Origin of the sequence: Siphonobacter sp. BAB-5385 (assembly GCF_002261125.1) — a bacterium.
GTDB lineage: Bacteria > Bacteroidota > Bacteroidia > Cytophagales > Spirosomataceae > Siphonobacter.
In genome coordinates, this window is sequence record NZ_NMPS01000084.1 from 21,664 (window position 1) to 42,010 (window position 20,347).

Genomic DNA, 20,347 nt, shown 5'->3' on the forward strand with positions numbered 1-20,347 from the left:
AAAAAACCGTCTTCTTTGAAGACGGTTTTTTTGTGAGCCCAGGAGACTAGGATAAATCCGTATTCTGAGCCATGCCTTCGGCATTAACGCCGTACTTTACTTCAATGCCGTGGTACAGCTCCTGTTCCGAATAATCTTTCCGCAACGGATGACCTTCCCAATCTTCGGGTAATAAAATCCGGCGTAAGTCCGCGTGACCGTGGAAGTATACGCCCATCAAATCATAAGCTTCACGTTCGTGCCAGTCCGCCGTTCGCCAGATTCGGCTCACGCTGGGTACTTCGGGCAGCGTTTCATCCTGCGTCTGACGGGATACTTTTACTTTCAGGCACAGCGAATGTTCGTAAGGAATCGAAAACAAATTGTAGGCTACTTCCAGCGTATCCGCTGAGGGGCCGTTATCAAGAGCAGTCAGGCAGGAAAGTGAATCGAAATACGTTCGTTCATCATTCCGCAGGAAATCACAAATGGGTACGAGAAACTCTTTAGCGATCGTCAAATTCGGCATTAATCCCAACTCTTCTTCGGCTACCAGAGCTTCCATACCGAATTCCTGAGTCAACAGGGATTTAAGTTCGGAGAAAGTCATGCGAATGTTGGTTGTTCAAATTTTTCAAGCAAACTCAAAGCAGCTGTAGGTTCCTGGACACTTTCATGCCGGATTTTATCCTGCAGCTTCATAATGGCCCCAATTAATGCTTCGGGGCGGGGTGGGCAACCCGGTACGTACACATCCACCGGAATAATCCGATCTACCCCTTTCACGACGTGATACCCATGTTCCCAGTACGGGCCGCCACAGTTGGAGCAGCTTCCCATGGAGATCACATAACGAGGTTCAGCCATTTGTTCGTATAAGCGGCGAATCCGGTCGGCCATTTTAAACGTAACGGTTCCGGCTACAATCATCACATCCGACTGGCGGGGGGAAGGCCGGGGAAAGATACCAAAACGCTCCAGATCATAGCTGGAAGCGAAGGTCTGCATCATCTCAATGGCACAGCAGGCCAGTCCGAAGCCCATGGGCCAGAGGGAGTTCAGACGAGCCCAGTTGAGCAGATCCTCAGCGGTGGTCAGTACCACGCCGCCCTCTCCGGTTTTGAACCGACTATCGAGAAAACTTTTCATTGATATTTCTTATTTACTTTTCCATACAGGTCCGTCGGAACCTTGGAAGGTATGTGCGTAACCTTAGCTTGGGGGCGTACCCAGTCGAGGTGTCCTTTTCGCCAGGCATACGCTAAGCCTAACGCCAGAATGCCGATGAAGAGGAACATCTCCAGTAAAGCAAACATTCCCCAGCGGCCATTCGTTTCCTGGATCAAGGATTCTTGTCCAAAAACCGTAGCCCAGGGAAATAGAAAGACGAGTTCTACGTCGAAAAGTAAAAAGATCAGGGCAATACTGTAGAAACGAATGTTAAACTGCACATTGGCATTCCCTACGGGTTCCTCACCGGATTCGTACGTGCTGAGCTTTTCTTCGTTAGGCCGGGCCGGACGAATAAAACGGGCAATGGCCAGCATTACGGCCAGAAACAGAATGCCCGCAATGAGGAAAAGCAGTATGGAGCCAAAATCAGAAATCATTTGCGTTTGAGTATCTTTTTGAGACGGAGGTTGCGAGCCGTATCCGCTTTTGAGCTATCGGGTTGGGCTGGAGCAGACTGAGCACGGGCCTCCTTTTTACTCCGTTCGTCAATAGCCGTCAGACTATCCACGACGCCCTGATAAATTTCCTTGAATCGATTGGGTTGAGCAATGTAGTAACGGTAACTGGCCCGGTACGAACCGGTATCGGCTCCGTACTTTTTCAGAATGTCTTTTTCCAGTACCTGAAAAGCCACCAGCGAAGAATCCTGGGAACCTAACCGAAGCCGGGTGATGCGTTGTTCGGCCAGATGAATGTCTTTCAGAATCTGCACCATTTGCTGTTCCGGTACGAGGTGTTCCGGAGGGGAAGGAGCATTGGAACAGGCCGTAAGCCAGGCCAATAATGGGAGCAAAAGACGCGTTTTCATGTTTTATTTTAGCAAAGTTAGGTAGTTTTGGCAGAAGGCAGCTACAAAACCTGCGTAAACAACTGCCTTTAAGAAGGCTGCCTTAAACGGACCGTCGTATGAATGATCTGCTTTCAAAACTTCGTAATTACGAAATTCGGATACGGAAAGCCGTTGATTCTCAGATGCACGGCAATTTTAAATCCGTATTTAAAGGTTCTGGACTGGAGTTCACAGACCTGCGGCAATACCAGTATGGTGACGACATTCGTCTTATTGACTGGAACGCATCTTCGAAGGGTCATGGTCTGTTTTTAAAGATATTTAAGGAAGAAAAAGAGCAGACGGTGTTTTTTATGGTGGACGTAAGTGCCTCCCAGGACATTGGTCGGGAGGATCGTTCGAAGCTGGATGCCACCAAGGAAATCTGTGGTGTACTGGCTCTGTCGGCCATGCACGAAGCCAGCCACGTGGGCTTGTACTGCTTTTCGGATCAGAAGGAAAAATACATTCGTCCGGCGAATAGTCTCAAACACGGGTACCAAATGATTCTGGAGCTGTTTCGACTCAAACCCGAATCGCTTAAAACCAACTTATCCGAAGCCATTTTATTTGCCCTGAATATCCTGCGGCGGAAAAGCGTAGTCATTCTTATCTCCGATTTCATTGATACAGGCTACGAACAAAACCTGAAAGCTCTTGCCAAAAAGCACGACCTGGTAGTGGTACACCTGTATGATGAACGGGAGGTAAATATGCCCTCGCTGGGTATTATTCCAGTCTATGATAAAGAAACCCGCCGTACCTTGTGGATCAATACGTCGTCGTCGCAGTATCGCAAAACCACCCGTCGGGTATTTGAAGAGAATCAGCAGCGACTGGAGACGCTTTGTAAGCAGTACAATGCCAATTATTTATCCGTCGATACGCAGGAAGATTACGTACCCAAACTCATTAAACTGTTCCGGGTAAAATAAGTAACGAAAGAAAATTCAGTGGATCGGCGGTAAGATTTCAGCCGTCTGTCAAACGCTTAATATTAGGAATACGTGAGAAGCTGGGTTGGTACCATTGTTCTGATTCTTACCTTTTTTTCATTTCAATCGGCTCTGGCTCAGCCGGAAGGAAAGTTTTTGTCTCCGAAATTTAAAGTAGGTAGTCCGGTTCAGTATGCTCTTAGTTATCGTCACAATCCGGGCGACGAAGTGTTCTTTCCGGATTCCACCCATGATTTTACGCCGTTCCGCTTTCTGAAACGGGAGTATTTCCCCACGCGTACCAACGCTGCTGGCAGTGTCGACAGTGTGGTCTATACGCTAGTGTCTTTTGAAATCGATTCCGTGCAACCCCTGAAGCTACCGGTGTACCTGCTGCGTAAACAGGATTGTACGGCGGTCTATGCTCCGATGCAAACGATTCGACTCCAGCGGTTGGTAGACCCGCGTGCAAAATCCGTGCTACTGAAATCAAGTACGAATCTGGTTGTATTGGATACACAGATAAATTACCCACTATTCTTTATTATCCTGCTCATGGCAGCGGTGCTGGGTGGATTGATCTACTGGTTGTTTGGAGCCGCGATTCAGCGTCGCTGGCGACAGTTTCAGCTCTGGCGAAGGCATCTGGAATTTCGGGGCTCTTTTCAACGCTATCTGCGGGGAGCGGCCGATCCTAAGCAAGGCGTGATGAACGTAGAAAGGGCCGTATTCCTCTGGAAACGTTATCTGGAACGCTTGGAAAGCAAACCCTTCACGACCTTCACCACGAAAGAGGCCGTTAGTCAATTCCCGCAGAACCCGCAACTCGAACAAGCCCTTCGTGAGACCGACGCCGTTGTATATGGTGGGGTAGCTTCGCCCCAAACGCAGGAATCCCTACGTATTCTGCGGGATTTGGCTGGACGAACGTATCTTCGGCATCGGCAAATTATTCTAGCTAAAAATTCCTGATTAAAAAAAGGCAACCGGATTGCCTGTCTGAGCTTAATTATGGGTGAGTGGTTTTCGTTAAAGTGGTTTGGAATCGGTACCCTGGGAGGCTTTCACTGGGCTCAGCCGTATTACCTGTACGGAATCGCGGCGGTACCCTTTCTCTTCTTTCTACGGCGAATTTTCTACGGAAAATCCCGCCAGCGACTCAACGTAGCTTTTCTGGCTAAGCAAGTCAAAACCAGTTGGGTACAATACCTACGCTACCTTCCCGCCGTTCTGAGTGCTCTAGGGATTATGTTAGTATTAGTGGCCTTAGCCCGTCCACAATTGATTAAGGAAACAGAAGAACGTTTCTCTGAGGGAATTGAAATTGTATTAGCCTTGGATGTATCGGATTCCATGCTGATGAAAGATTTAGCTCCAAATCGTCTTGAATCAGCTAAAAAAGTGGCTACGGAGTTTGTAGACGGTCGTTTTCAGGATAAAATTGGACTTGTCGTCTTCGCAGGGCAGGCTTTTTTTCTATGTCCACTTACTACTGATTATACGTTACTCAAGCAGCAGATTGTTTCCATTAAACCCGACATCATTGCAACGGCAGGTACGGCGATTGGTTCGGCTCTGGCGAATTGTATCAACTTGATGCGGGACAGTGAAGCCAAAAGCAAAGTAGCCATTTTGCTAAGCGATGGTGATAATACCGCTGGTAACCTAGATCCCATTACGGCAGCTCAGTTAGCGAATGCGTACGGGATTCGGGTGTATACCATTGCGATTGGGAAAGAAGATGCCGTTGTCACCCAGGATTCAACGGACATGTCCCTGGAAACGCTTGACACGGAGGTACTGAAAGATATCGCCCAGCGGAGCAAAGGACAGTTTTTTCAGGTACAAGACACACGAGCACTGAAAAGCGTGTTTGACCGGATCAATCGTCTGGAGAAAACAAATGTCAAAGTATCTTATTATCAGGATATTAAAGATTTTTATCATATCTACCTGAAATGGGCAATTTGCTGTCTATTGGGAGCATTAGCCTTGAAATGTACCTTTATTGGTAATATTTTAGAAGATTGAGAAAGACAGGTAGTTTTACGAACTATTTTTTCGAAAAATTTTCTAAGCAGATAGCCGCTGACAGTCAATTTATTATAAATAAATTAAATAGTTTTAGTAAAAATTTGCACTCTATTTGTAAAGTTTATGATAATATTGTTGGCTATTTTAAATGTTCCTACACCATTTGAACGGAAGGGAGCATTCAAATTATAGAATAATGCTGAAACAATTCTATCATTTGCAAAGTATAGAAGCGGGGTTAGATGAAGTGGGTAGAGGGTGTCTGGCGGGGCCGGTAGTGGCTGCTGCGGTGATCCTTCCGAAAGACTATATGAATCCTTTGCTCAATGATTCGAAACAGCTTAGCCGTCTGGAACGACAGAAATTGCGAGTAGAGATTGAACGAGAAGCCTTAAGCTGGAAAATCGCCGAAGCCAGCACGGAAGAAATTGACCGGATCAATATTGCAAAAGCAAGTTTTTTAGCCATGCATCGAGCGGTGGAGCAACTAACCGTTCAGCCAGAACATCTGTTGGTCGATGGCAATCGGTTTGTTCCTTATCCAATGATTCCGCATACGTGTATTGTGAAAGGGGATAGCCTGTTTGCTTCCATCGCCGCTGCCTCAATTTTGGCAAAAACGTACCGGGATGAACTCATGGAACAGTTGGCTCTGGATTATCCCATGTATGGATGGGAGCAGAACGTGGGCTACCCAACCCCTAAACATTGCAAAGCTTTACTAGAGTACGGAACGACGCCTTGGCACCGAAAGACCTTCGGACCAGTAAAAAATGTGTTAAAATCGGATGAATTAACGTCTCAGAAAAGTACTGATTTGGTCGATTTATCTACGGGATATTCTTAAATTAATACAATTTTTTAGAATTCTTACAAAAATTTTCACAAAACCTTAACGTCGGGAATGGGAAAAAATACAGTAGATTTGCTGAATCGTTTACTCGGTTTCGAGGGACAAAAACAAAATTTTCTTTCGTAGTTGCTTAGGACGTCAAATTTTATTTTTCTTTACACCAACAAACCAAAGTTTCACTAAACCCTAAAATTACCAAACTAATGAGTAACACTACCAAGACCCCTACTCCCGCTGCCAAGCCTGCTGCTGCTCCGAAGAAGAAGTCGGGGGGCATTCCGTCTGGTCTTATTATTCTGATTTTGTTTATCGTTGCTGAGCTGTTCTATCACTTTTACTTAGGTGACGGTAGTCACTTCGAAGGAGGAGATCACAACAACGAACCGCTGCCAGGCGATTTCTTTGGTATCGTTTACAAGGGAGGTTTTATTGTACCCATTCTGTTTACCTGTTTCCTGACGTCTTTGACGTTCACTATCGAGCGTCTGTTTACGCTGGGTAAAGCAAAAGGAACGAGCAGCATCGACGAATTCGTTCGTAAAGTACAAGTTCTGTTGAACCAAAACGATATCAACGGAGCCCTGAAAGAGTGCGACAAACAAAAAGGTTCTATCGGTAACGTAGTAAACGCTGCTCTGAAAAGATATCAGCAACTGACGACTGATACGCAATTGGACAAAGAACAAAAACTGGTTGCCCTGAGCAAAGAAATCGAAGAAGCTACGAGCTTGGAAATGCCTTCGCTGGAGAAAAACCTGACGATCATCGCTACGCTGGCATCTGTGGCTACGCTGATCGGTCTGCTCGGAACGGTATTAGGTATGCTTCGTTCATTCGCTGCCATGGGTCAGTCAGGTTCTGCGGATTCAGCTGCTCTGGCTGCTGGTATCTCTGAAGCTCTGGTAAATACGGCTTTGGGTATCGGTACTTCAGCTATCTGCTTGATCGCTTATAACTACTTCACCAGCATCATCGACGGTATCACGTACAACATCGATGAAATTGGTTTGAGCATCACGAACAACTTTGCTGCTCATTACTAGGCGTTCCTAAAGAGGCTCAGCAATGAGCTTCTTTAAAAGATTGTCGGAATTATTAAGTTTTTAGTTTGAAAACGAATAATTTTGATCAACGAAACGTTTAGTTATAAAATCAAAACAGGTAGCGATGGCAAAGGTTAAAGTAAAACGTCATGGAGTATCGATGGACATGACGGCCATGTGCGACGTAGCTTTCTTGCTGTTAACATTCTTTATCTTAACGGCAAAGATGCGTCCTCAGGAGGCTGTGCAGGTCACTACTCCAAATTCTGTAGCCCAGGAACCCCTTGCCGCGACTGATGTCATCACGGTATTGGTTTCTTCGGATGGCAAAATCTTCATGGGGGTGGATAACCACCAGGTACGTTTAGGAATGCTGGAGCAGATGTCCAAGCGTTACAATGTGGCCTTCACGGATCCCGAAAAAGAAGCTTTCCGCTTGTCTGAAAACTTCGGGGCTCCGATGGCCAACATGAAACAGATCCTGGACATGGACCCTGCAGAGCGTAACAAGCCCGGCGTACAGCCTGGTATTCCTAGTGATTCCGTTCGTAACGAACTTTTCTACTGGGTAGCAACGGCTCGTCAGTACTTTGGTAGCCAGGGAGCTAAATACAAGGTATTAATTAAAGCGGATCAGAATGCTCCTTATAAAACGGTGAAGCAAGTAATTGCTACCATGCAGGAGCAGGACGTGAACAACTTTAATTTGATTACAGGTCAGGAGACGAAACCCACTTCCATGTAGAACTTGAAAGTTCACTTTCAAATTCTTTAAACTAACAACGCAATGGCAGAGATAGCACAAGGTGGTGGGAATGACAAAGGTGGTAAAGTCCGCAGTAAAAAGGTGTCTACCCGTGTAGATATGACCCCCATGGTAGACTTGGGCTTTTTATTGATTACTTTCTTCCTGCTGACTACTACGCTTCAAAAACCGGTTACCATGTTCTTGGGTATGCCGGCTAAGGACAAAGAGAAAGAAAAACAAGAGACATCTCCTATTAAAGAGTCTGAGGCAATCACTGTATTGCTGGGCAAGAAAGATGGATCAGATGTCGTATACTGGTACCAGGGTACGGGCAAGGATGTCGCTTCGACGCAGGTAGAGAAAACCTCATTTGCAGCCAGTGGCGGTCTTCGCGATGTGCTTCGTCGGAAGAAGAAGGAAGTAGGTGAGAAATTCTTCGTCGTAATCAAATCTAAGGATGATGCTTCGTACAAATCCTTGGTTGATGTACTCGATGAAATGGCTATTTCCGGAATCGACAAGTACGGTATTACCGACATCAACCTGAACGATAACAAGATTATCGATAAGGCAGAAGGTAAATAGTCAAAATAAAACTAAGAGTATAGTTGTAAAACTAAATTTTTAGTTTTAACTTTGAATCAATCTTTTAGAACGTTTAACTAGTTGCCTACTCTTATGGCAGAAACAATCAAAATAACCAACGATACCACCTTAGAAGATCTGATTTTTGCGGGTCGTAATAAGGAGTATGGTGCATACGACCTCCGTCGCCGGACGTCCCGTAATGCCCTGATTGCTACTGGTATTGCTCTTTTGATTGTTGCGGCCTTCTTAGCTGCCCGTTTGCTTGCTGCAACGATCGGTGAAGAAGAGAAAGAGGTTGAAGTAAAACTGGCGAACATGTCAGAGCTTCCTCCTCCTCCGGAACAACCAAATCAGCCACCACCACCACCGCCACCACCACCACCACCACCAGAGGTGCCGGTGATGAGCACGACGGCGTTCCTTCCTCCTGAAATCAAGGAAGATACCGAAGTTCCACCCGATGTTGAGCCTCCCAAGCAAACCGAGCTGGTAGATGCTCAGGCTGGTAAAGAAACCGTAGTAGGAGATCCTAACGCGGTTGAAATCGTAGCCATCGAAGAAGGAACTGGTAAAAAACGCGAAGAGGTTATCGAGGTGAAACCGGCTGCTAAAGAAGAAGTCTTTACGGTCGTTGAGCAAGCTGCTCAGTTCCCCGGCGGTGATTCAGAAATGTACAAATACCTGAATAAAAATATCAAGTACCCACCTGCAGCTCAACGGGCTAACGTACAGGGGAAAGTATTTTTAAGCTTCGTAGTTTCTCCAGATGGAAGCATTTCTGATATCCAGGTACAAAAAGGTCTTGGTTTTGGTTGCGATGAGGAAGCAGTCCGCGTGGTAAAGTCAATGCCCCGCTGGAAACCTGGTCGTCAGTCAGGTCGGGCCGTGAAATCTCGCTTTAACTTGCCGATTTCATTCGTACTCGAATAATCTGAAATAATAATTAATGAAAATGGGTCAGCATCTTACACGGATCTGACCCATTTTTTCTAAAAGCTATGCCAAAACCCATTAGTGAACAAGTAAACGGTCTGATTGGGCTGATTATCCCACTAGGATATGCGGCCATGGGCTATTACCTGATTGATGCTGCGTCGACGATAGCCGCTAGCGGAGTCTTATCTGAAGACATTGCGAAAGTATTAGGCGGGCTTTTTATTGGGTACAGTCTTTTGAAGCTTTACTGGGCTTATCGTAAATGGCTTCGTAATCAAGAAGAAGAGTAAATCAACGTCCATGAAAACTGCACTAAATTATTTCGGAATAAGTATGCTGGCAATGTTAGCCTTAACAGGTTGCCAGCAGAAAGCAGGGGATAATCCCGAGGAAACGGTATCAAGAGGCGAAATCTTAGTAGCGGTAGATGAATCCTTACAGCCCATATTGCAGGCTGAACAGGAAGCTTTTGCAGACAAAAACAAATATGCAACCGTGCATATGTCCTACGTTCCTGAACTGACGGCCATCCAACTGATGTTACAGGATTCCGCTCGTGTGGCAGTAGTGACCCGGCATTTGAAAGCCGATGAGAAAAAAGTATTTGAAGAAAAAAATCTGAAATACCGGGCCATTCACATGGCCACCGACGCTGTGGCTTTTATCACCAATGGCCAAACCAGCGATACCCTGATTTCCGTAGATGAAATTGATGGGATTATGAAGGGAAGGATCAGCCAGTGGAATCAATTAAAACACGGAAAATCTTCACAAAAAATTTCCTTCGTTTTTGACAGTGACAATTCGAGCAACTTGCAATACTTATTAGATACGCTCAGAATAGCCGATAAAAAACAAACGCCTATTTACGCGGTTAAATCTAATAAAGAAGTCATAGATTACATTCAGAAAACACCTGGAGCGATTGGAGTTATCGGTGTAAACTGGATCAGCGATATTGATGATCCCGAGCATCCCCGATTTATGAAAGGCATTAAGGTGATGGGAGTGGCTCAAAAGACGTCGACGGATCTGGAACAGTATTACCAGCCTTTCCAATACGCGATAGCTTTGAAAAAATACCCCCTCAATCGGAATGTTTACATGATCACCAAAGAAGCTAAGCGTGGTTTGGGTACGGGCTTCATCAACTATGTAATGACCGACGCTGGTCAACGAATTGTTCTGAAAAGCGGCCTCTTACCGGCTAATCAGATTATTCGCTTGGTACAACTCCGTAACATGTAAGCTAGGGGCGATTTGGATATAAATCATTTTTTTCTTTAAATTGTGCAACTATTTATTTAGTTAGTCCGTTATACAAGAGTGGGACATAAAAAAAGACTTGAATTGAAATTCTAACAATTCTCTAATTTTTTTTATAATCGCTGGAATTACAGTAATTTCGAATCCTATAATCAATATTGTTGAACGTAAGGTATCACCTTCCCAAAACCCAATTTTCTTCTACGATGAGAGTGAAATTCAAATCGCTAATTCTGGTAGCCGGGATGCTGGCCTTGGGTGCAACGAGCTCGTTTGCACAATCGCCAGAAGTTACAGGAGCATTAAAGGCTCTTGAAGCAGATCGTCTTGGTTCAGCCCGCGAGGCTTTGGAAAAGGCGGCGACTTCCTCCCCATCGGCTGAAAATCAGTTTTATTTAGGGTATTACTATTTAAGACTGGCTAGTGCCGAAGACGAAGGCAGTGTGAAAATCGCTGAATATCTAGATAAAGCAAAAGCTGCTTTTGATAAAGGCGTGGCGGACGATGCAAAATCGAAATTTCCGTTGAATAAAGTAGGGCAGGCTGGCGTATTGCTGGGTCAGGGTAAATTGGCTGAAGCAACAGCTCTGATTGATCAGGTTTTAGCTGACACGAAGAGCAGAGATGAAGATGTACTGTGGCGAGCTGCTGAAGTATATACGTTGTTCACCAAAAAAGGACAGGCTAACGATCCGGGCAAAGCAATTACGCTGATTGACCAGATTGCTGGTTTGAAAAAGAAAAAAGATCGCCCTGAATATCAAATTGTCAAAGGCGATGCTTACCTGATTAAAAACGAAGGTGGTCCGGCTATTTCGGCTTACGAGGAAGCACTTCGTTTACAGCAGGATACGCAAATGGCTGCTTTGGCCTATACGCGGATGGGACGAGTTTGGAAACGCGGTAAGAACTACTCAAGTACCCAGACTTCCTATAATGACGCGATCAAAGCAGATGAAAAATTTGCACCTGTCTATTGGGAATTTGCTGAATTATGGTTGTTCGCCGGTAACTACAAAAATGCTGCCGAAAACCTTGATAAATACATCCAGTATAGTGAGGAGTCTCCAGACGTAATTTTGCGTTACGTGAAATTTGCCTTCCTGGCTCAACAGTATCAGAAAGTAGTGGATGCTCTGGCTAAAATTGAAGGAAAGGTAAATGACCCCGATCTTCCCCGTATTAAAGGTTGGTCTTTGACGGAATTAGGACAATACGAACAAGGAGCTCAAAACCTGGAAACGTTATTGAAATCTAATCCGAAAAAAGTTTACGCGGACGATTATCGTTACTTAGGTATTGACTACCGCGAATTGAAGCAGGATTCGTTAGCGATAATGAACTTCGAAAAAGCTGCTGCGGCAGGGGATACGGTGTTCAATAACTACGAAGAAATCGCTAAAATTCGTCAGGCTCAGAAACGTTACCTTGATGCAGCGAAGGCATACGATCAATCCATTGCCTGGAAAGATAAGCGTCCTGACAAACGCCCAACGTACGCAGATTTCTACCGCAAAGGTATCGCTTACTACCAGCACATTAGCTCCGCTAAAGATACGACGGTAGTACCCGAGGCGGTCGAATCATTTGCTCGGATGGGAACTATGGCTGACAGTACGGTAAAAGCAAATACCCAGCTGACACCCGAACAAAAAGAATCACTGCAAGGATTCGTAGTAATGACTCCGCTGTGGCAGGCTCGTTCAAACCGTTTGTTTACGGATCGTGCGAAGGCGTTGCCTTACTATGAGCAGTACATCGCTGTAGCAGATACGGCTAAAAATCAGAAAGAACTGATTGAGGCGTATCAGTATCAGGCTTACTACGAGTTCCTGGTAACGAAGGATAATGACAAGGGTAAAGATTACATGAGAAAAATTCTTGCTCTTGATCCTGAAAATGCAGAAGCAAACCGTATCCTGAACCCGCCTGCTCCAGCTGTTGCTCCTAAGAAAGGTGCAGCTAAACCAAAAACGGCAGGTGCTAAGGCTAGTTCAGCTCCGGCTAAAAACTAAGCTTAGTTTTACATTACCAAAAAAGAGTCTCGGAAACGAGGCTCTTTTTTTATTGCTATTGCCAGACAGAGTAGACGCATAGATAGTAGGATATTGTTTGGTGAAAGCTTTAAATTGTACGTAGAGCCGAACAGATATCTTTCATCTATTGCGAAAGTCCAGCGGATGGGTTGTACTTGCTCAAAACCAGGATGTGAAAACTTGTATCGCAATGTTTAGTAATAACAAATTCAATGAGTTGAAAGAACCTATATAGATACAGAAGGCTGCCTCTCTGGAATGAATACAGGTAAAAACGAATAACAGATTTCAGATACAAAAAAGCTGCGTCAAATTGACGCAGGCTTTTTTGTATCTGAAATCCTAAGATTAAGGTAGAACCGTTAAACGCTTGGTACGTTCAAAGCCATCTACCCTGATGCGGATGATGAAAATGCCCGGTATACGGCCTACGTTGATAAACTTCCGTTCGTTAAATTCATTGATAATCCCACTGTATAAAACAACGCCTGAAGTAGTCACCACACTCACTTCGGCCCCTTTCCAATTCTCTTTGGTTTCGAGCGTAAAGGCTCCGTCTGGGCTAGGGTTTGGGTAAACACTAAAACCATCCTGAGCGGGATCGTAACTATAATTGAAAGGCTGTGATACAGCAGAGGAGCACTCAAACCTTCCTACGGGTGCAACGTTGTACTCAATTACACTTCTAACCGTATACACTCCTTCTTTAAGCGGTTTGAAGTAAACAGAGTTGAACGTACTCGTATCCGTACCCATAATCCACGAATTACGCGTACCTGGGATATTTGCCTGAGCTTGTAACGTATAAGGACCTACCTGAGCGATCTTTGGCGTTTCGGGGTTTGGGCGAGCTGATACCGTTACTTTATCCGATTGGTTTCTGCAGCCGTTCGCATCCGTTGCCTGGGCATAGTAATCACCGCTAATACGTGCCGTCAATAGATCCGTATTAGAAACCTGCTGGTTTGCGAGCAACCAGGAGGGTCGCTCTGACGTAATGGCCCTTAACGTAACGGTTTCGCCTTCACAAAATGCCAGTTTTCCTTGCAGCAAAGCGACGGTAGGTTTAGCGGGTAAAGGATTCACTCGTAAGCTTACCGGATCAGACACGGGCGAAGGACAATTAGCCTGGCTGATGGTTTGAACCGTATACGAACGGGCTGTATTCGTCGAAATACTCAGCGTAGCCGCGTTGTTGTAGTTCCACAAATACGTACCATCCGATGGACTCGAAGTAAATTCAACCGTTTCGTTGGCACAAATAGTTACATTCCGGTTCGCATCGATAGCCCGGTTCGCCTGAATCGTTGGCTTTGCGGGAATGGGATTTACAGTGATCTGAACGGCATCAGAGGCTACCGAACGACACTGATCAGCGTTGAGTACCTGTACGGAATAATTACTGCTCGTAGTAGGCTGAATGGCTTTACCGGTAGAACCATTACTCCAGACGTATCCTACGGCAGTTTCGTTAGTCGTCAACACGCGGGGTGTACCTGCACAGAAGCTAGTCGGGCCATCGGCGGTGATACTGGGCTTGGACGGACGTGAACGTCTGCCTAAGACAATGGGCTCGGCACTGTAACTACAACCCAGCAAATCCTTATAGGTCAACGAATACGAGCCACCTTCGGCCCCCTGAATAGAAGGCGTAGTAGCTCCGGTATTCCAAACGTTATTCGCTCCGTAATTGGACTGTAGTGTAGGGGTAACACCTTCACAGAAGTACGTACTGCCCCCATTATCTTTTAGAATATCACCACCAATCACCGGACGATCGGGTACTTTATAAGGCAATGAAAATACCGTGGTGTTCCCATTTTTCATCTTGGCCATGTAAGGATCACCCTGACCTACGGTGACCGTTGCTCCGTTTTGTCCATTGCTCCATCCATACGGATTTTGATTGGGAACACTCAGGGTAAGCGTATTGGTGTTACCACAAGTGGCTGAAATAGCAGTGAGCGTATTAGCCAGCTTAGGTATCGAACGGTTGAAGACACTACTGGACATCAGAGCATCATACCAGCCCTGAGCTACCTGATTGTAAGCATTTACGTAAAAGTGAACACCTCCCGAACGAGGAATACCGTAGCTATCCGTGTTAGGCCCTAAAAATACGTTGGGTACGGAAGATGCTACCTGGGTCTGGGCCGCAATGATGTTAGGGGATACGCCATTGTTATAGCTGGTACGAGCGACTACCCAGCTAAGCTGATCGTAACCCAGATCCTGACGACTCTTTTGAATGACTGCGGTTAAATCGTTGACGTAATTCGCCATCGGCGTATTGATCGTCGCTGAATCATCCGCTTCTCCCTGCATCCACAATACCGTACGGGCACCCGTAATCGACAAATAGTACGTTAGAATATTTTTCAGGTTATTATAAGGATAGCCCTGAGCAAAGTATTTAAACTCGTCGGCACAAGTAGTGCAATAGCGACTGATGGTACGTTGTCCCTGCGAAGATTCCCGCCAGTTTTGAATCGTAGTACCGCCAAAAGCCCCGTTGTAGAAGAGAACCGGCACATTCAGATTTTGCGTCAGCAATTCACCCAAACGACCCCAGTAATAAGATCCTACACCAACCGGAGCTATATCCTGAGAACCGCTCATTTTTCGGAAGGTAGGCAGCATCGGATACAGAGGACTGGCTGCTTTTCCCGATACCACATCATACCGATAGAATTGAGGATCCTGTCCATTACTGGGAGCTCCAGTTCTGAAATTTGAAGGATTGGCAATCGTTACCCGGTCATCGCTGGGATCAACGGGGGTAGGCTGGTTCTCGGAGGCTTCATAAGAAACCCCCTGAGCATTGGACTGACCCGCAAGTACGAATACCTCACCCACGCCGAAGGGCTGCAGATCGTCAGAAGCAACTACCTGTCCAGCCAGTGAGCCGCGTACTTCAAGTTTATACCAGCCGCCGGTGACGGAAAGTGTACCCGAAAAAAACCATTGGAAATAGAGGAAAGAGCCGTCCAGTCAATCCCGTTACCACCATTAAGCGGAGTAAGTTTGGCTTCAATCTTATCAACAGGCTGATAGTAGTTGCCCGCAATTTGTACGGTAGCTCTGTTATTGTTATCCCGTTGAAAAACAATACGTTCTACCGGAAAAGTAATCGTCATCTGAGCTTGGGCCGAGATACTCAGCACCAGTCCCAGAAGGCATATAAGCTTACTAAAATAAGACCTCATGCGGCAAAGGTTTTTATAACAGATAGGAAGTACAGGCGGTTACCTCCACTTGCAAAAATATAAATAAAAAGCTAAATACGAAATCCCAATGTTTGAGCCTCAAGGAGTTACGGTCAAACGAAATAGACTTCATCTAATAGTTTCTTAAATGCATTTTTAAATTCGGCTAATTCGTACGGTAAAATTGGGCAACGCATCCAGTCGATAAACCGTAGGATGCAGCACTTTCATTCCTCCATTGATGACCACCACCCATACCTGATACTGCGTATCTGGTTGTAAATATTCTACGGGGAAACTGCTATGAAAACCATTGGCATAATAGTGTGTACCAAAGGAAAAAACGAAAGATTTAAGCGAGTACCGTTTCTGCTTGGTTGGAATATAGTGCGACTGAGAGGCATTCTTCAATAGAATATACGCTCCGTCGTTTTTGTGAGTCGAACGAATGAACTGCTCATTTGTAAAGACCAATGCATGACCCATTTGTTTTGTTTCCAGGCTAAATAAGTCGGCACTGACCTGATATGGCATTTCAAAAAAATAATCGCTGGGCAGTTCATAGACTCCGGCCCGAACGGATTGCGTAGTAATGGTATCTACGGCTGTCTGTAAACTTAGGTAAATGGGTGAACTAGGCAGAGCCCGGTTATGCTCCCAGCCGTACATGTCCGTATTTCGTTCTTTGTAATAGTAATCCAGGGGAGCTACATATTCGAAATAGCTAAAAAGGCAAAGGCATACACTCAAAATTGTCCACAGACGAACCCAGCGTAGGTGAGGACGAAGCTGGCTGAATACTAAGATAGAAATAAGAATCAACCAAATAAAACCCATGTGTTTGTATCGGCTGATCAACACGGCCTGCGTACCCTCCATGGCTCGACCTACGGCGAAAGCAAGGATAGTAATACTAAAGTGAATAAGTCCTCCCCAGAGCGTGATTTTCCAGCGGGGATAAACAACTTTTGCGTGTTGAAAGGAAGGCCGAACAAAGAGGAACGCCGAATAAATAACAATACACCAGAAACTCAAACCCGTAGCCATAATCAGACCGGAACGTAGTTTGAAGGGAAGGACCGTATTTAAATCAGCAGCCAGGCCACTGAAAGACAGAAAGTTGTAAACAATGAGCCAGGGGTGTTGTAAATTATCCGAGAGTTTAGGACGATACGCCGGAACCACCAACTGATAATAATACAACCCAATCATGGCTCCAATGACCAGCACCCAGACTCCAGCGTGTTTCCAGCGGTGCTGGAGCAGTAACAACACGAGGCCGGTAGGCAGGACAAAGGTGCCGCTCACATCACTTAAAATGGCCAGAATGGCCATCACCAAAGCTAAAAATAAGTGACTGAACCTGGGTTTGTATAAGTAGTAAGCTGAAAGTAAAGCAAAGAAGTGAACGACAATATGTTGCAGGGGAATCATTCCCCAGTAAATCGCTTCGTAGTACTGAATATGAAATAACAGAAAGGAAGCGGCTACAACCAGCAATAGCGGTAATTGGGCTTCTTTGATAATAGTATAGAAAAGATATAAAAAGCCCAGTAGCGAAAGAAGACCAACGAACATTTGAATCCGTAAGTCCAGGTGCCCGTTAATCAGGTAAATGAGTGTAGCCGCAACCCGATCTACCACAATCCGCCGTTCGTCATCCTGTACCCAAATAACATGAACGAATTCTTTCCAGGAAAAAGGAGAAAGCTGCGTAAGCTTGGTAACTGGTTCTAGTAGAGCGTCGTAGTCATCCTGAAAAGGAATATTAGTTACGTACGCAAAGAAGGTATAAAAGAAAAGACTAATCGGAATCAGGCTAACGAAGACAATCCATGTGGAGGAGATACTATTCTTGGAAATAGTAGAAGGCATTTTTTGAAAGTAATTGGTTGAACGCAATCATTTAAAACAATACAGCCCCCGTTAAGAGGCTGTATTTTAAAATCAGGCTTGAGTCGGCGGATTCAACGCTTGCCAAATCAAATCAAGCAATGAATCTAGCCCTTCTCGCGTAACCGATGAAAAGAACAAGTGAGGAACGTCAGCGGGTAATTGCTCAATAAAGGTTTGCTTATCTTCTTCCGTTAATAAATCAGCTTTAGAAATAGCTAATAAACGGGATTTATCCATTAATTCAGGATTGTACTCCTGCAACTCATTCAGTAGAACTGCGTATTCTTCACCCGGATTTTCGGAAGAAGCCGGAATGAGGAAAAGCAGAATAGAGTTCCGTTCAATATGTCGTAAGAAGCGTAAACCCAGGCCTTTACCCTGCGAAGCTCCTTCAATAATGCCCGGAATATCGGCCATAACAAAGGAGCGGAAGTCGCGGTAGGGGACTACGCCCAAGTTCGGAACAATCGTCGTAAAGGGATAATCCGCAATTTCGGGTTTGGCAGCCGATACTACCGAAAGCAACGTGGATTTTCCGGCATTAGGAAAACCTACCAAACCGACATCGGCCAGTACTTTCAGCTCCAGAATAAACCATACCTCCTGACCATCTTCGCCGGGCTGAGAGGTGTGCGGAGCCTGGTTCGTGGAGGTTTTAAAGTGGGAATTACCCAGACCACCACGGCCCCCTTCCAGCAGAATCATCTCCTGGTCGTTTTCCGTAATTTCGAATAGTACTTCGCCCGTTTCGGCGTCTTTGGCAATGGTACCCAGCGGTACGTCCAGATACACATCTTCGCCCCGGGCTCCGGTACGGCGGCCACCCTCGCCGGGTTGGCCTTTGCTGGCGATAACGTGTTTCCGGTATTTAAGGTGGAGCAATGTCCAGACATTGGTACTACCCCGCAGAATAATATGGCCTCCCCGGCCTCCGTCGCCACCATCCGGTCCGCCCAGCGGAACGTGTTTCTCCCGACGGAAGTGCGATGATCCGGCACCTCCGGGTCCTGAACGGCAGCAAATTTTTACGTAATCAATGAAGTTTGTTGTCACAGCCCTAGTAGGTAATCTAATCCGTGTCAGTACACAGCTTGAGTGAGTATGGTCGTCCTTCTCCTAAATTTATGCAAAGTAAAGCAATGTTTTGCCTAGCCAGTAGCGATTCGCTCAAGTACGGCTGGATTCGGACGAAGCAAGGCCCGGATAATCGGGCTATTTAAGGCCTAAGCCTGAATGAAAATAGGCCATTTCGGACGTTCCGAAATAGCCTATTTCAGTAATGCGAACGTATGTACTAAACGGCTGCTTTTTCGATAGCCGTACAGATCTTCTCAAAAATTTCCTCGATGGCTCCAATTCCGTAGACCGAGGTGAACTTACCCTGTCCCTGGTAGTAGTTAGCTACGGGCAACGTTTTCTCGTTGTATTCCTGTACCCGTTTACGAATCAGTTCTTCGTTCTGATCGTCGGGACGACCAGAAGTTTTTCCGCGTTCGAGCAAACGACGCGTTAATTCTTCGGCTTCTACTTCCAGTGCTACCATCGCTGAGATCGCCGTACCGTTTTCTTCGAGTAGGGTATCCAGAGCTTCGGCCTGGTTGACTGTCCGGGGAAAACCGTCGAAAATAAAGCCAGCGGCCTGTTTATTTTCTTTCAGTTTATTGTCAATCATGCCAATTACCACTTCATCAGGCACCAGCAATCCCTGGTCCATCAGAGCTTTGGCTCTCAGTCCCAGTTCCGTACCTGCTTTAATTTCAGAGCGAAGCAGATCGCCGGTAGATAAATGGACGAGCTTGTATTTGTCAATCAACTTTTCGCTCTGGGTTCCTTTCCCGGCTCCCGGAGGGCCAAAGAGTACCAAATTAAGCATGAGACTATTGATATTCAGTATGAAACGATGTTAATAGGGCTGCAAAGGTACAATACTGCGTGGAAATAGAAAGCATCCGCCCGGCTTTTACCCGTAATGTACTGTCGGGTTAGGTATTTAAGTACTTCAAAGCCTTTTCCAGATCCTCGGGTGTATCTACGCAGGGGCTATCGTAGGTCGTTTCTACCATCTGAATTTTATAGCCAGCTTCCAGCCATCGGAGTTGCTCCAGCGACTCGGCTTTTTCCAGGGATGAAAGCGTAAGTTGGGTAATGGCCTGCAGAATATCCGTACGGTACGCGTACATGCCTACGTGCCGGTAATACGTATGGTGCAAATGCCATTCCTGTGGTGGATAGTTACGCAGGAACGGAATCGCCTGACGACTAAACAGCATCACTTCGCCCTTGTTGTTGAGTACAATCTTCGCTTCGCCCGGATCGTGCAGCGTTTCCGCCGACGTAACTTTAATCATCTGCGTAGCCAATTCTACTTCTCCATCCAGCACGTCCACCAGTTCATTGATCTGAACGGGATTTAAGAAGGGTTCGTCTCCCTGAATATTCAAAACATATTGTACGGATTCGGGATCCTGATGCGTTTCCTTCCAGCTGGCGAAGGCTTCCCAGCAACGATCCGTACCGCTGGGGTGATCTTCACGCGTTAATACGGCTTTGCCGCCGAAATTCTGTACGTGTTCGGCAATACGTACATCATCCGTAGCAACAATAACATCCAGTAGTTTCGAAGCCTGAGCGGCTTCGTATACGCGTTGAATCATGCTTTTGCCCTGAATGTAGGCCAGGGGTTTACCCGGAAAACGGGTCGAAGCATAACGGGCGGGAATGATTCCTAATACCATAGTTTTGGTTACGGGCTATTCAAAAATGAA

At 45.8% G+C, this 20,347-nt stretch carries 21 protein-coding genes; 11 read left to right on the top strand and 10 right to left on the bottom strand.

All coding sequences use genetic code 11. The features are described from left to right. Positions 1-46 precede the first annotated feature (46 nt). Genes BWI93_RS08210 through BWI93_RS08225 form a run of 4 tightly spaced genes read right to left on the bottom strand, consistent with a single transcriptional unit; the run spans position 47 to position 2,020 of the window. Complete coding sequence (locus BWI93_RS08210) at positions 47-589, bottom strand: NADH-quinone oxidoreductase subunit C (RefSeq protein ID WP_094810082.1); 543 nt, start codon at positions 587-589, stop codon at positions 47-49. Next, the gene (locus BWI93_RS08215) at positions 586-1,128 is read right to left on the bottom strand and encodes an NADH-quinone oxidoreductase subunit B family protein (RefSeq protein WP_094810084.1); all 543 of its coding nucleotides are present in this window, start codon (positions 1,126-1,128) and stop codon (positions 586-588) included. Before BWI93_RS08215 ends, BWI93_RS08210 begins: the two co-directional genes overlap by 4 nt. Beyond that, a complete protein-coding gene (locus BWI93_RS08220) occupies positions 1,125-1,589 on the bottom strand; it encodes an NADH-quinone oxidoreductase subunit A (protein WP_094810086.1) in 465 nt (154 codons plus the stop codon). The genes BWI93_RS08215 and BWI93_RS08220 overlap by 4 nt, the downstream gene beginning before the upstream one ends. Beyond that, positions 1,586-2,020, bottom strand: coding sequence for a DUF4296 domain-containing protein (locus BWI93_RS08225; RefSeq protein ID WP_094810088.1), 435 nt, complete (start codon positions 2,018-2,020; stop codon positions 1,586-1,588). The genes BWI93_RS08220 and BWI93_RS08225 overlap by 4 nt, the downstream gene beginning before the upstream one ends. Before the next feature lie 98 nt (positions 2,021-2,118). Between BWI93_RS08225 and BWI93_RS08230 the strand changes: the two genes are divergently transcribed. From BWI93_RS08230 to BWI93_RS08280, 11 genes are all read left to right on the top strand, one after another. Next, positions 2,119-2,976, top strand: coding sequence for a DUF58 domain-containing protein (locus BWI93_RS08230; RefSeq protein WP_094810090.1), 858 nt, complete (start codon positions 2,119-2,121; stop codon positions 2,974-2,976). Between the two features lie 72 nt (positions 2,977-3,048). After that, positions 3,049-3,948, top strand: coding sequence for a hypothetical protein (locus tag BWI93_RS08235; protein WP_094810092.1), 900 nt, complete (start codon positions 3,049-3,051; stop codon positions 3,946-3,948). Positions 3,949-3,987: 39 nt separating this feature from the next. Next, positions 3,988-5,007 (top strand): VWA domain-containing protein, encoded by a 1,020-nt coding sequence (locus tag BWI93_RS08240; RefSeq protein ID WP_094810094.1) that lies wholly within the window; start codon positions 3,988-3,990, stop codon positions 5,005-5,007. A gap of 199 nt (positions 5,008-5,206) precedes the next feature. Continuing rightward, complete coding sequence (locus BWI93_RS08245) at positions 5,207-5,857, top strand: ribonuclease HII (protein WP_094810096.1); 651 nt, start codon at positions 5,207-5,209, stop codon at positions 5,855-5,857. Positions 5,858-6,066: 209 nt separating this feature from the next. Then, the gene (locus BWI93_RS08250; RefSeq protein WP_094810098.1) at positions 6,067-6,906 is read left to right on the top strand and encodes a MotA/TolQ/ExbB proton channel family protein; all 840 of its coding nucleotides are present in this window, start codon (positions 6,067-6,069) and stop codon (positions 6,904-6,906) included. A gap of 124 nt (positions 6,907-7,030) precedes the next feature. Next, positions 7,031-7,651: a biopolymer transporter ExbD gene (locus BWI93_RS08255; protein WP_094810100.1), complete on the top strand. Its 621-nt coding sequence runs from the start codon at positions 7,031-7,033 to the stop codon at positions 7,649-7,651. Positions 7,652-7,693: 42 nt separating this feature from the next. Continuing rightward, positions 7,694-8,239 carry a biopolymer transporter ExbD gene (locus tag BWI93_RS08260; RefSeq protein WP_094810102.1) on the top strand — a complete coding sequence of 182 codons (546 nt, stop codon included), beginning with the start codon at positions 7,694-7,696 and terminating at the stop codon, positions 8,237-8,239. A 93-nt stretch (positions 8,240-8,332) separates the two neighbouring features. Beyond that, on the top strand, positions 8,333-9,172 hold the full coding sequence (locus BWI93_RS08265) for an energy transducer TonB (protein ID WP_094810104.1): 840 nt from the start codon (positions 8,333-8,335) through the stop codon (positions 9,170-9,172). A gap of 68 nt (positions 9,173-9,240) precedes the next feature. Then, a complete protein-coding gene (locus BWI93_RS08270; RefSeq protein WP_094810106.1) occupies positions 9,241-9,468 on the top strand; it encodes a hypothetical protein in 228 nt (75 codons plus the stop codon). Positions 9,469-9,478: 10 nt separating this feature from the next. After that, complete coding sequence (locus BWI93_RS08275; RefSeq protein WP_094810108.1) at positions 9,479-10,426, top strand: PstS family phosphate ABC transporter substrate-binding protein; 948 nt, start codon at positions 9,479-9,481, stop codon at positions 10,424-10,426. Between the two features lie 224 nt (positions 10,427-10,650). Continuing rightward, the gene (locus BWI93_RS08280; RefSeq protein ID WP_094810110.1) at positions 10,651-12,459 is read left to right on the top strand and encodes a hypothetical protein; all 1,809 of its coding nucleotides are present in this window, start codon (positions 10,651-10,653) and stop codon (positions 12,457-12,459) included. A gap of 369 nt (positions 12,460-12,828) precedes the next feature. On the opposite strand, the gene BWI93_RS08285 is transcribed toward BWI93_RS08280, so the two are convergent. From BWI93_RS08285 to kdsB, 6 genes are all read right to left on the bottom strand, one after another. Then, positions 12,829-15,336, bottom strand: coding sequence for a sialate O-acetylesterase (locus BWI93_RS08285; protein WP_094810112.1), 2,508 nt, complete (start codon positions 15,334-15,336; stop codon positions 12,829-12,831). Positions 15,337-15,365: 29 nt separating this feature from the next. Further along, complete coding sequence (locus tag BWI93_RS08290; RefSeq protein ID WP_141217395.1) at positions 15,366-15,686, bottom strand: hypothetical protein; 321 nt, start codon at positions 15,684-15,686, stop codon at positions 15,366-15,368. A 156-nt stretch (positions 15,687-15,842) separates the two neighbouring features. Further along, positions 15,843-17,561, bottom strand: a complete 1,719-nt coding sequence (locus BWI93_RS08295; protein ID WP_094810116.1) for a hypothetical protein — start codon at positions 17,559-17,561, stop codon at positions 15,843-15,845. A gap of 72 nt (positions 17,562-17,633) precedes the next feature. Then, on the bottom strand, positions 17,634-18,635 hold the full coding sequence (obgE, locus tag BWI93_RS08300; protein WP_094810118.1) for a GTPase ObgE: 1,002 nt from the start codon (positions 18,633-18,635) through the stop codon (positions 17,634-17,636). 241 nt (positions 18,636-18,876) lie between these two features. Next, positions 18,877-19,455 (bottom strand): adenylate kinase, encoded by a 579-nt coding sequence (locus BWI93_RS08305; protein WP_094810120.1) that lies wholly within the window; start codon positions 19,453-19,455, stop codon positions 18,877-18,879. Positions 19,456-19,564: 109 nt separating this feature from the next. After that, the gene (kdsB, locus tag BWI93_RS08310) at positions 19,565-20,317 is read right to left on the bottom strand and encodes a 3-deoxy-manno-octulosonate cytidylyltransferase (RefSeq protein ID WP_094810122.1); all 753 of its coding nucleotides are present in this window, start codon (positions 20,315-20,317) and stop codon (positions 19,565-19,567) included. Positions 20,318-20,347 lie beyond the last annotated feature (30 nt).